Source organism: Mucilaginibacter sp. GW821-FHT07H05, assembly GCF_059418485.1.
This window is the reverse complement of record NZ_JBWKPY010000001.1, coordinates 1-18,463: the sequence shown is the minus strand read 5'-3', so window position 1 is coordinate 18,463 and position 18,463 is coordinate 1. Positions and strand designations below refer to the sequence as shown.

Annotated in this window: 11 protein-coding genes, 1 tRNA gene and 1 pseudogene; 2 read left to right on the top strand and 11 right to left on the bottom strand. The window is 43.6% G+C overall.

Annotated elements, in window-relative coordinates:
* Positions 1–110: 110 nt before the first annotated feature.
* From AC07M6_RS00065 to AC07M6_RS00050, 4 genes are all read right to left on the bottom strand, one after another.
* The gene (locus tag AC07M6_RS00065; protein WP_494886538.1) at positions 111–2,138 is read right to left on the bottom strand and encodes a discoidin domain-containing protein; all 2,028 of its coding nucleotides are present in this window, start codon (positions 2,136–2,138) and stop codon (positions 111–113) included.
* A gap of 1 nt (position 2,139) precedes the next feature.
* Complete coding sequence (locus AC07M6_RS00060) at positions 2,140–3,099, bottom strand: glycoside hydrolase family protein (protein ID WP_494886537.1); 960 nt, start codon at positions 3,097–3,099, stop codon at positions 2,140–2,142.
* 130 nt (positions 3,100–3,229) lie between these two features.
* Positions 3,230–4,498, bottom strand: a complete 1,269-nt coding sequence (locus tag AC07M6_RS00055; RefSeq protein ID WP_494886535.1) for a zinc dependent phospholipase C family protein — start codon at positions 4,496–4,498, stop codon at positions 3,230–3,232.
* Positions 4,499–4,832: 334 nt separating this feature from the next.
* Complete coding sequence (locus AC07M6_RS00050; RefSeq protein WP_494886533.1) at positions 4,833–5,318, bottom strand: ABC transporter ATPase; 486 nt, start codon at positions 5,316–5,318, stop codon at positions 4,833–4,835.
* Positions 5,319–5,362: 44 nt separating this feature from the next.
* Here AC07M6_RS00050 and AC07M6_RS00045 point away from each other — a divergent pair, with 44 nt between their 5' ends.
* Positions 5,363–5,851, top strand: coding sequence for a hypothetical protein (locus tag AC07M6_RS00045; RefSeq protein WP_494886532.1), 489 nt, complete (start codon positions 5,363–5,365; stop codon positions 5,849–5,851).
* A gap of 9 nt (positions 5,852–5,860) precedes the next feature.
* On the opposite strand, the gene AC07M6_RS00040 is transcribed toward AC07M6_RS00045, so the two are convergent.
* Both AC07M6_RS00040 and AC07M6_RS00035 read right to left on the bottom strand, forming a co-directional pair.
* Positions 5,861–6,688: a (Fe-S)-binding protein gene (locus tag AC07M6_RS00040; protein ID WP_494886530.1), complete on the bottom strand. Its 828-nt coding sequence runs from the start codon at positions 6,686–6,688 to the stop codon at positions 5,861–5,863.
* Between the two features lie 111 nt (positions 6,689–6,799).
* Positions 6,800–8,101 carry a 4Fe-4S dicluster domain-containing protein gene (locus AC07M6_RS00035; protein WP_494886528.1) on the bottom strand — a complete coding sequence of 434 codons (1,302 nt, stop codon included), beginning with the start codon at positions 8,099–8,101 and terminating at the stop codon, positions 6,800–6,802.
* Between the two features lie 288 nt (positions 8,102–8,389).
* On the opposite strand from AC07M6_RS00035, the gene AC07M6_RS00030 reads away from it, so the two are divergent.
* Positions 8,390–8,462, top strand: a tRNA-Phe gene (locus tag AC07M6_RS00030).
* 144 nt (positions 8,463–8,606) lie between these two features.
* Here AC07M6_RS00030 and AC07M6_RS00025 read toward each other — a convergent pair.
* From AC07M6_RS00025 to AC07M6_RS00005, 5 genes and pseudogenes are all read right to left on the bottom strand, one after another.
* A complete protein-coding gene (locus tag AC07M6_RS00025; protein ID WP_494886527.1) occupies positions 8,607–9,287 on the bottom strand; it encodes a hypothetical protein in 681 nt (226 codons plus the stop codon).
* 767 nt (positions 9,288–10,054) lie between these two features.
* Positions 10,055–13,552: a DUF6443 domain-containing protein gene (locus AC07M6_RS00020; RefSeq protein ID WP_494886525.1), complete on the bottom strand. Its 3,498-nt coding sequence runs from the start codon at positions 13,550–13,552 to the stop codon at positions 10,055–10,057.
* A gap of 13 nt (positions 13,553–13,565) precedes the next feature.
* A complete protein-coding gene (locus AC07M6_RS00015) occupies positions 13,566–17,624 on the bottom strand; it encodes a hypothetical protein (RefSeq protein WP_494886524.1) in 4,059 nt (1,352 codons plus the stop codon).
* A gap of 52 nt (positions 17,625–17,676) precedes the next feature.
* A complete protein-coding gene (locus AC07M6_RS00010) occupies positions 17,677–18,039 on the bottom strand; it encodes a hypothetical protein (RefSeq protein ID WP_494886522.1) in 363 nt (120 codons plus the stop codon).
* A gap of 73 nt (positions 18,040–18,112) precedes the next feature.
* Positions 18,113–18,463, bottom strand: a pseudogene (locus tag AC07M6_RS00005) (hypothetical protein); the annotation flags it as partial.

Below are 18,463 nucleotides of genomic sequence, written 5' to 3'. Positions count from 1 at the left end.
CCGAATTATTGTGATATCTTATCCTGTTTGGGGAGGAGTTACTACAAAGTTTCTTAAAGACTTACGAAGTTTTTAAAACTTCGTAAGTCTGATATATGACGTGGTCGATTCTATTTCACCAAATACAAGCCAAAACTGCTGATAGCAGGATAATCTTTTGCTTTAATAACAGTAAGCTTTACTTTCCATGCGGTTACTTTCGGGAATTTCACTACCAGGTTTGGGCCGATGCTTGTTCCTTCGGATAGCAGCGTCCAATCGCTTTGTACCTGGGCTTCTATCTTGTAACTCTCAATATGCTGACCTAAGGCCTCGCTTACTTTCAGAGCGTTGATATCTACCGGGCCTTCCATATCCAGCTCGAAGGTGGCGGTGGTTTTACCATCGTTAATAGCCCAGTAGGTTTTGGGGTTACCATCAAGCGCCTTTTCGCCGCCAAACTCGCGGGTGGCACCGCGGATTTCGCTGGTATTCACCGGGCGACCTAAAGCCAGGTTAAGGCCAAGGGCTTTATCGATATCGGTTTTAACCGGGGTCAATTTCACCTGTTTGTTGTGAAATTGGGCCAAAGTATTACCGGCATACTTGATATTTTGCAAAGCTTTTATGCCTAACCTGTCCTGCAGTTGTGCCAGGTACAAGCTTTGAATAGCTACCGGTTTACCATACGAATCAAAATAGCCCTCATCTAAAATGGGTGCCGAATCGAAATAACGCGCGGTTTGCTGGCGTTGGCCAATACAACCAATTGCCCAGTTAGCTGCACCAGGCGGGTTTTGGATGATATAGGTTTTTGCTATACAATTCCAGGCTACGCCCCAGCCCATTGTCCAGCCATGGCCCGATCCGCCTACGCCACGGTTCATAAAATCAATTCCGCCATCGGCTACGGTACAGTTATCAACCAATAAACCGGTAGCCCAGCGCTGATGCGGCTGGATGCGGCTGCCGATGCCCCTAAAAGTGCAGTTGAGTACCACATTTGGCCCCGGCACCAGTGATGATGTCCATACAATATAGGTGTTGCCGCCGGTCACATCGCAGCGGTCAATCAGGTTTTGGCTGCCCTCCAAACTAAAGTCGGCAGGTTTGGATGCGCCCAAATTAGGATAAGTATGTTTGATCACAACCCGCTCCATGGTAATGCGGTTACCGGCCAGCACGGTAGTATTCATGGTTTCCTCGCAATAGATATTCTTCAGCCAGCAATCATCGCCGCCTACGCGTACGCCGGCATAAGGGGCATGGCCGTAATCAACCTCCAGTGGCGGGCATTGGATATGCAGATCCTCTACCCCTACCTGTGTAATACGGTTTGATCTGGCGGCTTTGGCAACCGTTGTGCTGTTTGCACCCAAATAGCGCACATCATAAGAATCGGCCATGGAAATATTGACTGTGATCTTATTACCATTAATAGCAATGATCTTTCGTTTGATCACCTCTTTGGCCGATTTGCTAATCCAGGTTTGCGGTTTACCATCTCGTTTCATATTATCCATCTGCATTAGGTGGATCCAGTCCCCGGTAACCGGGCGGCGAATGATCAGGGTATCACCCACAGCAAAGCCCGATGCATCGGCTACGGTAAATGCATTTGTCCCGGTAGGAACATAGGCATCCGTAATGGTAGTTGGTTTTCCTTCGTCGTTATCGTCTGATTGTTCAGTGCGGCCAAGGGCCACATTGGTGTTATTGATACCTATTACAACGGCGGTATGTTTGTCGCCGGTCATTTTGATGGTAGTCCCGCCTGCCCCGCTGCCACTTCCGCGCAATACTACGCCGCTGGCTGATAGTGTTAATGATGCCGAACAGGTAAACACACCGGGACCTAATAATACGGCGCCGCGAAAACCATTTACCAGGGACATGGCAGCTACCTCGTTAATGGCTGCCTGTATTTGTTTGGTATCATCGCCGCCGGATGGTTTTACGGTGCGTTTTATGGCAACCACCGGTAAAGCCACGCCGCCGCCCATATACCCCGCGTGCGAAAAATCCATTATCCTGTCGCCGGCCGGAGTCATTTTATAGGCCAGTTTGCCATCTTTGCCTTTATACACCCATTGGCTTTTTTGTGCCGATGCGCTGCAGGCCATCAAGCCACATAATATCAGTAATACACTTTTCTTCATCTTACTTAATTTTAGGCGGCATATAATTTTTAACCGGATTTACTACTATCCACGATTGGCCTTGCTCGGTAAGGCAGGCTGTAAATAGTGCGATCACCTCGCCTTTTTCGTTGGTGTATACAAATGGCCGTTCGCGCCTTTTAAAGGTTTGGGTGCTGCCGTCATCATACATCACGGTTTTGCCGAATATAATATCTTTTGATACTGGCTGATAATTGATCCCATCAACCGAGGCATATTGTGCGCCGGCTTTGGTAGTGCCTGTTAAAGTCCCTGTAAAATCGGTCAGGATCACGTTATACTGGTTTTGTGCCCACCATATGGTAGGGTCTTCCAGTTGGTTATTATCAGGGAGTAGGTTTTCCTTATTACTCAACATTGTGTATTTGCCGTTCCAGGCCGGCGCGGTATAAGCCTGCGCCACACGGATATTGTTAACCGATTTACGCCCGAACACATAAATGCTGCCATCCTTACGCACCAACGGCGCCGGATTAGAGAAAGGCATGGCGATAGAATCTGTCCGGTTCCAGGGGCCGGTGATGGATTTTGACCAGGCATAGCCCGTTTTGTTGGCCGACGAAATATAATACAGCACATAGGTATCGCCCGTCTTTACAATTTTAGGGTTATGCGCGCGCTCCTTATCCCAGTTATCCGCCCGTTTTTGGATCACCACTTCCTGAAATTTGTAGGGGCCGTAAATATTATCGGATGTAGCCCTTACAATTTCCGAATAGGTTGTCCAACCGCCCAAACCGTATTGCTCGGGCCAGCGGGATGCAAACATGTGGTAAGTATTGCCCACCTTAACAATGGTTGAGCACCACAAAATATAGCCATCCATTTTAAACCCGGCATTTTTTATAGCGGGTTGCATGGCATCTTTAAGTGATTGCGCCTGGGTATTGGCTACCAACAGCACCAACATCAATTGCAGTATAATACGATAATTCTTCATTTTTTAAACGGCAGGTACATGGTTTATCAACCACTAACATCGGCTTAATTTTTAAATGATTTTATCCTAAATAAAAGCTAATTTATCAGTTGGATTGACATAGAGAGGATTTGCGAGTAAACCCTTATCCCTATTCAGGCATACGGTTAAACCTGCTTACTAAGGGCCAGGCTGGCCATTGCTTCTCATCGCCTATGGTGGTGTTTACTATTAAATTAACAGCCATACCATTGTTATAAAAAGCAATAATGTTTTGTTTAAGGGCAGGTGTAATAAGGGCCGATTGGTCATTTTGAAGCTTTAAAACCCAATCCTGATAAGTTGCATCGGCCAGCCGGTATTCGTTTAACACGGATGGGGCCCCGGTATCAAAATCAATATTAGCTAAAGCCAGCTCATTACTACCGGCCTTTTGCAGGGCATATTCATAATTAACCATGATGCTGTCCATGCTTCGCAGGTAAAGCTCCTCGCATTGCAGGCCGGGGTATTTGAAGCCCATTTTTTTAAGCGGACCAATCTTAGGCATTTTCCGAATTAAACCGGCCACTACCCTTGCAAGCACACCGGGGCGACGGTGTTCTGCATCAAATTGCTCATCAAAGGCATCCTGTGGCATCCGGTTACTTAAGCGCTTTTGTGTAATGTCCTTCCTTGATATTTTCAACCCGGCTTTGTCTGATTGCCAGGCAATGCGGGCAAGTTCAGGAAAAAAATCGCGTACGCCCCATCTAAAAGTTGATATGGCCGATGCAAAATTGGGAAATATGGCATTCAGGTTTTGCCCGTAAATCTTCAGGAAAGCCCTTTCCAAAACCGGTGCAGCCATTTCGAAGCCTATAAAATTATGATAGGCGGCAGTAGCGTAGTTGCCTTTACAAGTTTGAATAATATCGTAGGCAAACTCCAAACTGCTGTGCGATGTATGATCATCATCGTAAGTAATTAAATTCCCAAACTTATTTTTTAACCGGGGATATGCTATGGCTATTGAAACATTAGTAGCCAATGCATGCCCATACTTATCGGCCATATAGTGCGAAATAGCGCCTAACGAAAAAGCATACTCGTTCAAGTTTTGCGATTGGCTAAGCAGTTCGGTTACAAAATCGCCGCTGCGTACGTAGTGCAACAGGTTGGTAAAATAAGGGCAACCAAAAGGCATATAACCCATATCGGCTACAAGGCTCCCTCCGTAAGCGTAGGCATGGGCTTTTAACAATTCGCCTGCTGTAGCAGACGGATATTTTTTTAACAACAGCGGACGAATATGGTTTAGCCATTCGGCATCGATAATAGCTTCGTGAGCGAGGATAGAAAAAGAATGGACCGGAGCGAAGAAGACCAGGCAAAACAATAAGGCGAGGAGATATTGCTTGCACTGGTATATCAATTTCATGATATATGTACTTGGTGGTAAATGCGTTTCCTGATCACAACGCAAATATCACCAACCAGTTTAATCTGAATATTCTTTTAAGTTAATCTTTTATTAAGATTTGTGGATAATATTAATCGGGATAACATTTTGTTAATATTAGACCATAGCACACCTGACCAAAAATAAGCTGTTTCCTTAATAGTTTTGTCATTGCGAGCGATAGCGTGGCAATCCCATAGGACATGCAAACTCGACGTGCCTATGGGATTGCCACGTCGCCCCCAAAGCACCGTCCCGACAGGCTCCTCGCAATGACAAATTGTGTTTTTCTTGAATAAATGACGCTAAATAATCAATGGCCGATCAACGACGAAAACAACTGTATATGCCAGCTATCTTTAAAAGGCACTTCCCATTTAGTTTGCAATTCGCTTAGGTTTTGTACCATGTTGTTAAACACAATGGTTTGCTTGTTGATGCTGTTTTGTTTAATCAGTTCCTCGAATTGGTGGCGGGGGGCTGATATTACAGCGTCACCCTCGCGATAAGCCAGGTTAAACCTGTCGAACAGGTTAATGCCAAACTCCTGCTCCAGGTGTTTCATAAAGTGCACCGATTTATCAATAGAGCAGCCGCTGGCGCCGGCCTGGCTTTCATCAACAATCAATATCAGGAAACGGTTATAGCGCACCTCGGCCCTGGCCTTTAGCTGATGGTTGTGTGCAGTCCACCCGGTGGTAAAGTTGTTTAACTGTTGTTGTATTTCGCTAACTTCGCCGGCAGACAGTTCCCTGTCGGCCTGGTAAACCCATACTCTTGAATTTTCGGAAAAATGCATGTGCAAATTTATCAAATTATTAACTTAGTACTGCTTTTGATGTCATGGTAAACTCAAATCTGAAGAAAACGCTGAAATTATTCCCGGCGCTATTGCTTAGCGTGCTGATATACAGCTTTAAACCTACGCCGGATACCCAGCAAATGCTGAATTGGAGCAACAGTTTGCTCCCCCGTGTTTACGATCCTTCGGCCGAAGTGAAGCTTAAAAAATGGGAATTATCCGTTACCGACGACTTTTTCCTCCGTTTACGCAAAACATATCAAAACGGAAAGCAGGAATATTACTCGTGCCAGCTGCACAGTTTTACCGACCTGGATTACATTGGCAGCAGCGCCAGCGGTTTGCTCAGGATCAGCACCAAAGCTGATGATATTATTGTGCAAACCTATAACGACCGCAAAGGCGATGTTGATTCCATGGCCACCACCCTAACCATCCCCGTAAAAAACATGGAACCCGAGCAGGTAGACAGCCTGCGGACTGCCTTACTTTATTTTAAAAATACCTTACCTGCTACAGTACATCAATAGTCCGGTAAATTATAACCCGTTTGCCCTTGCCGTGATCTCGGCTATATCCAGTACCTGTATTTCACCTTCTTTATCGCTGTGTTTAACGCCATCGCTCAGCATGGTCATACAGAAAGGGCATGCAGCGGCCACTACTTTTGCCTGCGATTGCAGGATATCTTCCATCCGTTCCATATTGATCTCTTTTTTGCCAGGCTCGGGTTCTTTAAACATTTGCCCGCCTCCTGCGCCGCAGCACAGGCCGTTGCTTTTGCAGCGTTTCATCTCCACCAAATCGGCATCCAGTATCTCCAGCGAGCGTCGCGGGGCTTCGTAAACATTATTGCCGCGGCCTAAATAGCAGGGATCATGATAGGTGATGCGGCGGCCTTTAAAGCTTTCGCCACCTTCGGCTTTTAGCTTACCCTCATCAATTAATTGCTGAATGAGCTGGGTATGGTGGATCACCTCATAATTACCACCCAGTCCCGGGTATTCATTCTTGATGGTATTAAAACAATGCGGACAGCCGGTCACTATCTTTTTCACTTCGTAACCGTTCAGCACCTCAATATTCATCATGGCCTGCATCTGGAACAAAAACTCGTTACCGGCACGTTTGGCCGGATCGCCGGTGCAACTTTCTTCGGTACCCAGCACAGCGTAACTCATGCCTACGTGCTGCAGTATTTTGCAAATATCGCGGGTTATTTTTTGCGCCCGTTCATCAAAACTACCGGCACAGCCTACCCAAAATAAAATATCAGGTGTTTTCCCCTGCGCAACCATTTCGGCCATAGTGGGCACATGTAACGGTTCGGATTTTGGAGTTTCGGTTTCAGATTTCAGATTTTCCATTTAGGATATTTTTTTGTCCATGATCTATAGGTAATAATCCATAGTTATGGGATTCTTCAATAAATTGTAATACTGCTATGGTCCATGGCCTATCGACTATGGACTCAGAACTTAAGACTTCTCCGCCCAGTTAAACCTGTCGGCATTGCTATACTTCCAGGGCGCGCCGTTATTTTCAACGTTGCCGAACATATTGTTAAGGCTGGCCGGTGCCTGCGATTCCTCCATCACCACATAGCGGCGCATTTCGGTAATAATTTCCAGCGGGTTAATGTTTACCGGGCAAGCCTCTACACAGGCATTACAACTGGTACAGGCCCATAACTCCTCGCGGGTAATATAATCGTCCAGCAGCGCTTTACCATCCACATGGTCTTTACCCTGCTTATCTATGTTATTGCCTATTTCGGTGATCCTGTCGCGTGTATCCATCATGATCTTGCGCGGCGAGAGCAGCTTACCTGTAATATTAGCCGGGCAAACCGACGTGCAGCGCCCGCATTCGGTACAGGTATAGGCCTCCATCAGGTTTTTCCAGGTGAGGTCGGTGGCATCCTTTACACCAAAACGGGCCACTTCGCCGGTAGTTTCGGGTACAAAAGACGGATCGAGCATAGCCTTTACCTCGTTAGTAACCGAAGCCATATTGGTAAACTTACCTTTAGGGTTAAGGTTAGAATAATAAGTATTTGGGAACGCCAACAGGATGTGGAAATGCTTGGAATACGGCAGGTAGTTTAAAAACGCCAGGATGCCCACAATATGGAACCACCAGCAGCCACGCTCGATACCGGCCAGTACACGGGCATTTTCGGGCAGCAGCGACGCGATGAGCGAGCTTACCGGGAAACTGCCCGCGGTAATATAATGCCCGAAGTGCTGTAACTGCAATTTATAGTCGGCGCCGTTCATGGTCAGGAAGGCGGTCATGAGCAGGATCTCGGTAATCAGGATATAGTTAGCATCTGATTTTGGCCAGGTGGTCATTTCCACCCCGCTGAAACGTTTTAAACGCAGGATATTACGCCGGGCCAGGAAAACCACGCAGGATACCAGCACCAGCACCGCCAATACCTCAAAACCGCCTATCAGCAAGCCATACAGACTGCCCAGGGGCTTAGAAAAGATACGGTGCGAGCCGAAGACCCCGTCGATCATGATCTCCAATACTTCCAGGTTAATGATGATAAAACCAACGTAGATAAAAAAGTGCATTACGGCTGCTACGGGGCGCTTTACCATTTTGGTTTGACCGAGCGCGATTTTAGCCATGGTTTTCCAGCGCAGGGCTGGCTGGTCGCTCCTATCGGTATCCCTGCCTAATAATATGTTACGGCGCACCTTAGCCGCGTTACGGCTGAACAGGTAAACGGCAAAGCCTAATATGATGATGAATATGATTTGTCCTATCATTATGCGTGCATAGCAATTTGAAACTAAAGTAGAAAAATACTTTATTATTTGCAGTTAAAAAGATTAAAGAAGTTGAAATTGTTATTTGTTAATAAAAAATAAAACAGCAATACAGATATGGGTTGTATTTATGGCGCAATCTATTTCCCACATTTTTAAATAGTTAAACTATTTATACCCCATTTTATGCCTTTTAACTGCTTAAACAATTTCGCTCTTTGCTAAAAAAGTTCGAAAAAAATTTCGATAAACAAAAAAAGACACTACATTTGCAATCCCAAATCGGGCGGTATCATAGCTCAGTCGGTAGAGCAAAGGACTGAAAATCCTTGTGTCGCTGGTTCGATCCCAGCTGATACCACAGAAAAGACCACGTGGTCAATTTTAAAAAAAAACAGAAAGCTCTCGGATTAATTTCTGAGAGCTTTTTTATTTTTGTACTTACAAATTACGGATATAATCGCCCGAAGGATGGTGTATCGTTCCATTTCATTTTCAGTATTCATTAAGCTTTTTTAATATCAAACCCCTGTAAATAAGATATTTTCCATTTACCACCCACCTTTGTCACATTGAATTTATATGTAACGGTTTTCCAATCGGGCGATACGTCTTTGGGTAGACTCCCCCAAGTCCAGTACATTTTGCCACTTTCGCTGTTTAATTCAATAATATGCACATCAACTAAACCGTAAGCATCAGGATGGTCATAAGGCACTTCCTGACAATTGCACCATGGGTCAGCATCTGTATCGAAACCAAAAGGTGGTATTTCTCCTGTTGAGAAAGGCGCGATCTCCTTATCTTTCATCCGCCTATCGAGTACTCGGATGATTTGGTTATAGTTATCGATAAATTCCTTTGAGAAAAAGCCGGTAATTCCTAAACTGTCATCAATTCCTTTCAGTCTGTAAAGGTCAAACCCGGTAACTAAGCTATCTTTTTTGTTTACCACGTATGGTAGCAGATCAGGAACTCTTTTTCCATCTTCGGCCCATACAAGTACGTTTCTGATAAGTTTTTGAATCTCTTGCTTATCCTTTAAAGTGTCAAGGGTTATGTGAGCATCAGCTATAACAGCCATTTTATTTTTCGTTTCAGACGCTTTAGACTTATCGTGTCCATTGCAGCTTAAAAGACTCATTATTAAAGCGATGATGGCAAAATTAAGATAATTCGTTTTCAATTGATTAAAGATTTTGATACAAATGAATATACCTTAAATATCTGAAATCATATCAAGCTCCTTTATATATTCGGATGATGGGCAGAAACAACTATATGCCGTAGTGGATGCTTTACTACGGGATTATAAAGCTAAGAAAGCTTACTCAAAGTAAAAGCCCAGCTTGCGACTGGGCTTGGGTTAACTTATCGCATACTCATCTTACGTACCACAACCGAAGGAAGCTTGCGGTAGCGGTGAGGAGGCTGGGCTCGGTATGCTGGAAGCTTACAATATTATAAGTCGAAGTTACGCTACGCTAAACTTAGACCAGGCTGGGGCTTTGTATTAGCTGCCTTCTTTTAATCAAATTTATGATTGCTTATTAAATCGTTTAGTTTGTAATAACATTTCGATGTTTTAGTAGAAGAGGAAACATTCGGTGACGATACTCGTTTATTTCCGATTGTAATCGTATCATTTGTAAGCAATTGACTTTTTGTGTCTTTTTCCACTAACAACATTCCTCGATCACATTTGAAAGATATAATTTCGTTTTCATCATTATAAGTCCCTGCATACATTCTAAAGTTTATAGAATCTGTTACATAAGACGCCCTCAATGTATTGAACCAAACGTTGTAGACCTCGACATAGAGCTTACAATTACAGTTATTATTAGATAATGGTACGGTATAATTAAGGTTGCTTCTACTTTTGAAACAACTGCAACAGCATGCCGTTATCAGGAATAAAAATATAAATCTGCACATATAAAATTTATCAAATTAAGGATTCAAACCTGCTTGAGTTGCCATATTCATTCCTGTTGTATTCCACAAATAATCAACGGGTTTATCCCCAACTGCACCAGAATCTGTAAAAAACTCTTTTATCTTTTTCCAGTTATCATTGAAAGGTGTTAATATTTCTCCCAGACCAGCTAATCTATACTGAGAAACTCGTCCCATACCGACGGCTATTCCAGTATAGCCAGCATGGAGACTTCCAATGTCAGCAGCGGTAAATTTGGGGATACCATAGGCACTGCTACTCATATTTTTATACATGAAAAAGGTATCATTATCTGTGCCTGGGTTAGTTGATTTAACTTTTTGATCGTTTTCCCATGCTAATCCAAAAATAGTATTTTTGTTAGCTTTAAGATCCCATTCATTACCTTTATCAACGCGCCAAGTCCATTGATATCTATTTAGTCCTTGTGCAATTTTACCATCTCTTGCCAATAGATTATCCAAAATTATATTTACATCAATTACTCCACCTAATGTCCCTATATTTTGTCCCCCCGCTCCTGTGTTTTTGGAACTGTACTTTTTGTTTATATCGGCCTCAGTCTTAGCATCATCATGTTCATAAACATGATTGTCCCCATCATCAACCTTTTTAAGTACGGTACCATACTTATCAACATGGATTGATGCCGGCCCCATCCCATCCGGGTCTGTAAATCGCATAGGATTATCAAATCCATAATTATAAACAGAATGCCTGCGCATCTTCTCCGCCAACGGATCCACGCTCGCCCACCTTGCGATCACCGGATCATAAAACCTCGCGCCGTAATCATACTGCCCCAGTTCCTCTTGTATCTCCTTACCGTTATAAAGATATTTATTTGTCGGGCTGGATACAAGGCCACCGGCTATTTGAAGGCCAAATGGATAATAATCACTTGTTTCTTTTGGCGTTGTACCTGATGTTTGGTCGAAGGTAACGCGCGTGTTCCCTAAATGATCGGATAGTGTGTATTCGTAATTCCAACTACCTGCATTTTTTAACGCCCTGCCGGCCTCTGTTTGTACAAAGTCTATAGCGTTATTGTTATACTGTATGCCGCCAACATAATCGGTAGTGGTGGTAGTACTGCCCTGTACCGATACCTTTTTTAGTTTTTGCCCTGTGGCTGTATAAGTGTAAGTTAAGCCTTTACCGGGTATGGTAGCCGGCAAATTAAGCTGGTTATAATTAATAGTGTTGCCCAGCCCGTCGGTTGTGGCATTGCCATTTACATCATATCCGTAACTGCGATAAGGGTTGCCGCCATTTGTTACGCTGGCTAATTGGTTGCCGCTGGTGTAGCTATATCCCAGGTTAGCCGCGCCGGTTCCCGAACGGCTAAGCGCTTTTATATTGCCCATTACATCGTATACAATATCGCTTTCGTTATTTCCTGCCAAACTTGTACCGCTGGTGAGCCTGTTTAGCCTATCATAGGTATAGGTAAAGGCCTTGTTCAGGTTGCCGGGGGTGCCCCATAGCTGGTTGGCAATATTTCCGTTAAACTGCGGCGTTGTGCCATCGTTATATTTAAGCTGCATGGCAAATAAACCGGCACTGCTGGTTGTTAACCAGCCCCGCTCATTATAAGTATAGTTAATAGTTTGCAGTCCATTGCCCAGTTGCCTGGTTTTTAGCTGACCAATTTCGTTATATTCAAGCGATGAAACCAGTACATCGGTGCCGCTGTCCATTTTTTGCCAGCTTTGCAGCTTGCGGCCCATGTGGTCGTAAGTGTAATGGGTAGCTACGGTAACCGCGTTGCCTGCTGTGCCGGTATGCTGGCGCGCGCTGGTCAGCAGTTCATCGGTAAAACTGTAGGTGTTTGTGGTAATATCGTTACCTCCCAAATGGTTGCGGCTTTTAGACTGTATTACCCGGCCTTTATCATCGTAATAACTCATCGTAAACAACATGGTATTGGTGCCCAGTATATTAGTTTGCGTTGCAGTGGGCAAACCTGTGGGATTGCTTATCTGCCCGACGGCATTATTGGGCGCGGTAAATACGGCTGCATCGGGGTTAATGCTGATATTGCTTAAAAAACCATAATCGTCATAGTAATTAACAGTTAATACCTTGCAGCCGGGACTTGCAGGGTCGCTAATATATGAATGATCTATGCCAATACCATCGCCCTCGACATAATCATACCCCATTCTGATATCTTGTGATGATATACCATAGGAACCATCGTATACACCCGATTTGGCCAGCCTGCCAATAGCGTCATAGGTAAACCAGCTCCACTGGTTGCTTTGGCTTTGTTTGGTATCGCGCGAATACATTACCTGGCCATTGATATTGGAAATCATTTCTTCCCAGCCTTTACCCGGCAATTTTTTTTCAGATAAGCGCTGCTCCCTGTCATATCGATATTGATAACCAAAAGCATCAAGCTGCGTTGGCGTTAGGCCACCAGCATCCGGATTTAGCCCGGGTGGCAGCACAAAACTTAAATTCCCTATATTATCGTACACGTAATAGGTGCTTAAGGTTTCCAGGGTATTATCTGTCTTTTTATTAAATGTACGCTTTAAAACAACATGCCCCTCTTTATCTGTATATTGCTGCACAGTGCCTGCCAAACCATCCGTAGCCTGCCAGTTCTCGTCTTTGGTAATGGTTACATAAAGTTCATTGGCATTATAATATCCCGTACTATTTAAAACCCTGCTGCGGATCTCATCAAAAACAGTACTAAAAACACCTGTATTGGCCGGCAGGGTTATTTCATCGGCCGTGTAAAGCCGGGCGCTATAATCGCCATAACTGGCCGTGTTTGCTGTATATTCGGTTTTTACCGTATGTCCTGCCCCGGTTACGCCGCTGCCTGCAAGTTGCCACGGATTGCCGGGCGCGCCCTGCTCGGTAATACGATTTAAGGGCGAGGCCTCAAACGCTGTACCAGCGTAAGGACTGGGTATAACCGGATAATCGCCCGATTGCTGATAAAAAGTATTTTGCGCCCCGGTTAAAGCGTTGGCCCGGTAGCTGCCCGGTGTGCCGCTGGTGGTATAAGGTAAATACTTTAGCGGCTCGCGGCCGTAAGCATCATAAGCTACCGGCTGCACAATATCTTTGTCGGCCTTGGGATTACCTTTAACCTGCACTGTTTGTAATGGACGGCCCAAATCGTCAAAATACTGAATAGTTTCCATCACATCACAAGTGGCTATGCCTGCACCCGCCGGGTTTGTTATACCCGCCTGCCTGGGTGTATAAGTAATAATATAGTTGAGGGTTTGTGTAGGTTGCGCAGCAAGGGGCGCGCACGTACTTTTAATAAATAAATGCAATGATTGCCCCGGTTGCGCTGTAAAGCTGAAGCCGTTACCCAGGGTAATACTATTATCATTATAATACTCGCCATAGGTAAGCGGCACCGTTTGTGTTGCCGATGATATATAAGTTTGTGCCGATGCAACTAAGGGCATCAGCAACAATGTTAAGCAAATAAGGATGCGGTAGTTAATTGTTGTCATAACGCTTAGGTTGTTAATTTTGGGTAGACGAGTATATCAACAGCTCGATAGAACAAGGATTTGAGTTTGTTTCGGTATAATCCACACTAACGCTACTGTCGGACCAAACGTAATGATAGGTACATAAATAAGTACCATCTTCGTTAGGTACCGAGCCGGTATATTTTTTTATCCCTGTTTCACAAATGCCGTTGACTACTTTTTTATCAACTGTGCCACAATTGATTTCTAAAGTTGGGGCCTGATAAACCGGCGCCGCACATATGCCTTTATAGTTATAGGTAAACTGTTTTAACAGGTTGCCGTTGTTATCGGTTATGCTTTTTAAACGTTGCATTTCGTCGAAGGTATAAACAGTGGTTTGGCCTCTTTCATCAGCTTTACTGGTGATACCTAAACCTGGCTCATAAGTATAAGTACTCATTGATGCATCGGCAGGGCAAATGCGGATATCATCAAACCATACATTACCGCTGCCCGCGTTATATAAGGTTAAATTGTAGTGGGCGTAGTAACTGTATACCGGTATTATCTTTTCAAGATAAACCCATTTGCCGGTTTGGCTTGTTGATATTTTTTCTACATGGCTAACGTCACTATAATCCTTAAAATCCAATCCAATTGACGCAGCCGGCCCGTTGGAATAAACCCAACCGGACAATTTGAGGTAATACGTATCGGCGTTTATATTTACGAGCAGCCGCGATGCGTTCACTTCGGTTGAGCCACTATTGGCCAGCAGGGCCGAAAAGCTGCCTGTGTGTGAGCGGCTCCTGTCAAATGTTAGTCCATTTGACCATAGGCCGCCAGGATTATTAAATTCAAAAGGTTCGTACATCGCCTCGCCGTAAGATGTGCCATAGGCTATAGGCTGGGCATTGGTTACCTCGCCTATAGGATAACAATTATTATATCCCCATAAGTAGCTTTTTGTTAACACCTGATTATTGTAATCGGGCTTGGAAACCGATGCCAGGTTACCCTGAAGATCGTAGTTATAAAATGTACGCAATTTTAAACGGCCGCTAATGTTCATCTGTTCAACAACATCATTATCCACTGTAGCATAGCGTGCTTTTGCAAGGGAATAACTCAAATTATCGTACGATAATATCGAAACTGTAGGATCGGATTCGTTATATAATAAGTCGCTATACCCTGAAACAGTTTGTTGCGGCAAAAGCACTGTGGAAGTCAGATCATATTCAGCAATCGGCGCTACAAAATCTGAAATAATACCTTGATAATTATTGTTATAACGGCTAATTAAGCTATAGGCGGTTACCTTTGCCGATCGTATATAGTCTGTACTGTTCTTATTCAGAATATTTAACGTTTCAACCGGATACTTCAACATATTCCTTTTTATCATCTCGTTTAACGGGTAGTTCCCGTAATCAGGGACGGGGGTAGTTGTCAGCAGATCAAACGGATACCGGTACCGGGTTATCGCCTGTTCGCCCTTGCTGTTACCAGCCTTGTCTTCTTGTAACAGGCCATATTTAGGCTCATAAGCATAAGTATGCGTTTGGGCAACGGGGTGTGTCCCATCGGGGTAATCAGTTGATACAACTTGTGCAACTTTAGTAGGGTAATTATAAATTTTATAAGACGCCCCCCCGATAACAGCCCCGGTAGCGTTGCCAATTTTTATGATATTTTGGCTAAGACTGATGGCACGGACATAATCATTGGTGTTAGGGGCAGTATAGGTATAGGTTTCTGAATGTAAGGGGGTACCTGTTTCGGCATAAACTGTTTTTTGTTTGAGTAACCCTCTCTCATTTTCCCGGCTGGCCAAAGGGAAAGTGTTTAAGTTTCCTGTACCCAACGCCTCTATAAAACTATCGTCCAATATATCGTAATTGCTGTAGGTGTATTCTGTAGACCCGTTTCCGGTTTCAATTTCTTTAACTTTTGAATAGCCTACATGGCTCCCAACCGTATTCGAGCTCATTGGCAGGATGGTTTGAGAGAAGAATTTCTTTTCCGTATAAGTCTCCTCTGTTAAATCGTTCCATACAATTGTCCCGGTATTGTTGGGCCAATAATATTGGGCTTTACCTGCTAAAATACCATCAGTATATTCGTAGTTTTTTTTCGATAATTGTTGGCCATCACAGTTATAGTTTATAATTTCCTTTATACGCAGCCCTCCTGCATACTGCGCTGTTGAGGGTGAACTTATGCTAAATGCGCCGCTTGAAGCCGAACGGGAAACCTCCCGAACATACTGATTTGGCTCGTAAACAAACCTGGTGTAGCCGCCTGTAGGATAGTTAATCTGATCAAGCGATCCGGCGTAAAGAAAAGCAGGATCAGGCTCTTTATAGCTATAATACCCAGTATAGTCGGCTGTGGTAAAGTCTCCGATCTTGGTACTAAAGCTTTTACCGTTATAAAAGCCCCAATGGTCGGTTGCAAAGCTGCAATAACCAGGCAGTGGTTTGGAATTATCGTAATGAAACGTGTAAGACTGGGGGGCTGTTGATGTACTGTCTGTTTTGGTGGCAGAAAGCAGGGTTAACCTCACCTTAGGATCATTTGAATACTGAAATCCCCATTTTAAAGTGCTTGCCCCCGTACGTAAGTTTTTCACATCAATATTATTTAATTGAAGCCATTGAAGCCGGGTAAAATCAAGTGGTTCGCATGAAAAATTCAGATCACACGGGCCATTACCTAATGCACTATAAACTTTTAAATAACCAACACGATAGCTGACAGCAGTTATCGATTTATCATAGCCGTCGGCCCTTGCGTTCAACGAATTGACGACGTCATTATAATTGTAGGTAAGTTCAACCGTCCTGCTATAATTAAAAGTTACTTCCTCATTGCTGGTTTTGATTTTGGTAAGATAAACAGGTTGAATGAGCCTGCCGCTATACATATCTGATACTTGTTTTGAAGAGTGGTCAGGTATATCAAACTGATCCATTGTGATTGATTTGGAAAGTGAAACGATGGGTGCCCAAACATTTGGCAGCTTACCATATTCATACAAAACGGTGTTCTTTTTATCCGGCGATTCCACCTCTCTCAGATACCAGCTATCAAAGCTTTTATAATTATATCCCTGGGCAAAAAAATCGGTGCTTCTTTCAACCGGTAAATTATCGGCATTTGAATTATAGGTTTGGCCATAGAAACCAAATTTGTAAACAAAACCATCAGGCGTAGTTATTTTAAAGCCCTTAATTTTTTTCTCAAATATGCTGGTATACATATCGTACGCACCATAGTTATCATATCGATGAGCAACGTACGAGAAAGGAGGGCGAAGGTTTGTTTCGGGGGGAGGGAAATAGAGGTTGTTATAGTTAACAACGGTATCGGTACCATAAACGCTTGTTGAAGGCTCGTAAGTAACGTCGTATTCCACTTTTATGGAGGGGTCGGTCAACACTTTAATCTTGTCTGCTAAAACATCATAAACAAATTTACCCGAATAGCCATTGAAGTTAAAAACATACTCATCTGGTTCGGTGTCGCGCTGATAATCATACCCCGAACTGAATATATCACTTGCAGCTGTACCAAACCCTTTAAGAGCAAGCGTTTTTATACTTGCCGCATGTGCCCAACCGGTATTAGGCGTCGGGGGGTAAGTTCCGTCCGAATTAGAAAACAATAACGATCGGTTGAACATTAAGCCTGGAGTTAACCTCAATTCAAACGGGGGTATACGCCCGCTCATCACATAATCTAATTCAAAGAAATAATGCGGACGGTAATCATCCGGCAATCCTTTTACCGTCCTTGAAATTAGCCCTCCGGCATTTAATGCCCAGCCATTACCAACTACTCCCGGGTGAACATCAGGCCTAAAACCTGAAGAGTGATAATTTAAGGAAATAGCAGAGTTGATTTTTCCTTCAGATAGTTGATAAACTGGTATTGATATATTTGTAGTTCCGTTTTGCAATGTAACAGGAATCGTTCCGAATATGCCGATACTACTGGCATTAGGGCTCAGGAACGTTATCTTATCCGAACCAAGCGGTTGTTGGGCAAGTAATTTTGCACTCGATATAAGAATACAAAATGATACCATAAATATTTTTTTCATAAGGATAGGCGAATTTTTGAATTAGTAATATGATTAGTGCTTGATTTTTAGCTTATAATGGAAGAATTGCTTTATAATTCTGGGCTTGTTTCCGCTTAAGCGCATAAGCTTCCAGCTCCTCTTTGGTCAAAATAGTTTCAAGTTCAGTATGAAACTTTGCTTTTAAAGGCATTAATTGATTAATCGTTGCCCCGTGTGCTACCGCGCTGTCTAAAGCCCTTTGCTCCTTAGTTAAAAAAATAGTTAATACCTGTTTTCGCTCGGGCGAAAGCTTCACAACTGATGCCAAGTCTTTAATTTTTAAATTAATTGCTTCGGGGCGGTGAACTAAAGCAGAATCATTGCTGTTTTTTTGCGCGGTGGCTATCTGGACAAACGTTACCGACCCAAGTATAAATATGATTATCTTTTTCATTAGCTTTAGTGTGTTAGAGGTGGTTGTTAGAGGCAAGGGTTAAAAGGTAATAGTTAATTTATGCAAGTCCGGATCAAGGTTTTTTAGCATTGCTTTCTTCCTGTTTTCTTTTTATCATATTTATTTCCTCCTGTTGCTGGATGATGTACAAGGTCAACTCCTCTACCTTTTTCAGCAGCAACTTATTCATCTCACCTAGGTTTACACCATTTTTTATAACTTCCTGTTCGGATGGCATATCCGGCAGATGCTGGTTTTGGTCTATGTAAGCTTTTAGTGAAGTAAGAGATGGCAATTTATAAGCAGGCTTAAAAACATAATCCGGCCAGTTGGCTGTTTCTACTTTCACTTCCTTAGAGCGAATTGTGCCGTTAACGGATAGCGCTTCGTGAGGTGTACTTGTACCGATGCCAACATAACCATT

Coding starts and splice junctions, on each gene's coding strand:
- AC07M6_RS00065 (WP_494886538.1), bottom strand. CDS start 2,138: ATGAAGAAAAGTGTATTACTGATATTATGTGGCTTGATGGCCTGCAGC.
- AC07M6_RS00060 (WP_494886537.1), bottom strand. CDS start 3,099: ATGAAGAATTATCGTATTATACTGCAATTGATGTTGGTGCTGTTGGTA.
- AC07M6_RS00055 (WP_494886535.1), bottom strand. CDS start 4,498: ATGAAATTGATATACCAGTGCAAGCAATATCTCCTCGCCTTATTGTTT.
- AC07M6_RS00050 (WP_494886533.1), bottom strand. CDS start 5,318: ATGCATTTTTCCGAAAATTCAAGAGTATGGGTTTACCAGGCCGACAGG.
- AC07M6_RS00045 (WP_494886532.1), top strand. CDS start 5,363: ATGGTAAACTCAAATCTGAAGAAAACGCTGAAATTATTCCCGGCGCTA.
- AC07M6_RS00040 (WP_494886530.1), bottom strand. CDS start 6,688: ATGGAAAATCTGAAATCTGAAACCGAAACTCCAAAATCCGAACCGTTA.
- AC07M6_RS00035 (WP_494886528.1), bottom strand. CDS start 8,101: ATGATAGGACAAATCATATTCATCATCATATTAGGCTTTGCCGTTTAC.
- AC07M6_RS00020 (WP_494886525.1), bottom strand. CDS start 13,552: ATGACAACAATTAACTACCGCATCCTTATTTGCTTAACATTGTTGCTG.
- AC07M6_RS00015 (WP_494886524.1), bottom strand. CDS start 17,624: ATGAAAAAAATATTTATGGTATCATTTTGTATTCTTATATCGAGTGCA.
- AC07M6_RS00010 (WP_494886522.1), bottom strand. CDS start 18,039: ATGAAAAAGATAATCATATTTATACTTGGGTCGGTAACGTTTGTCCAG.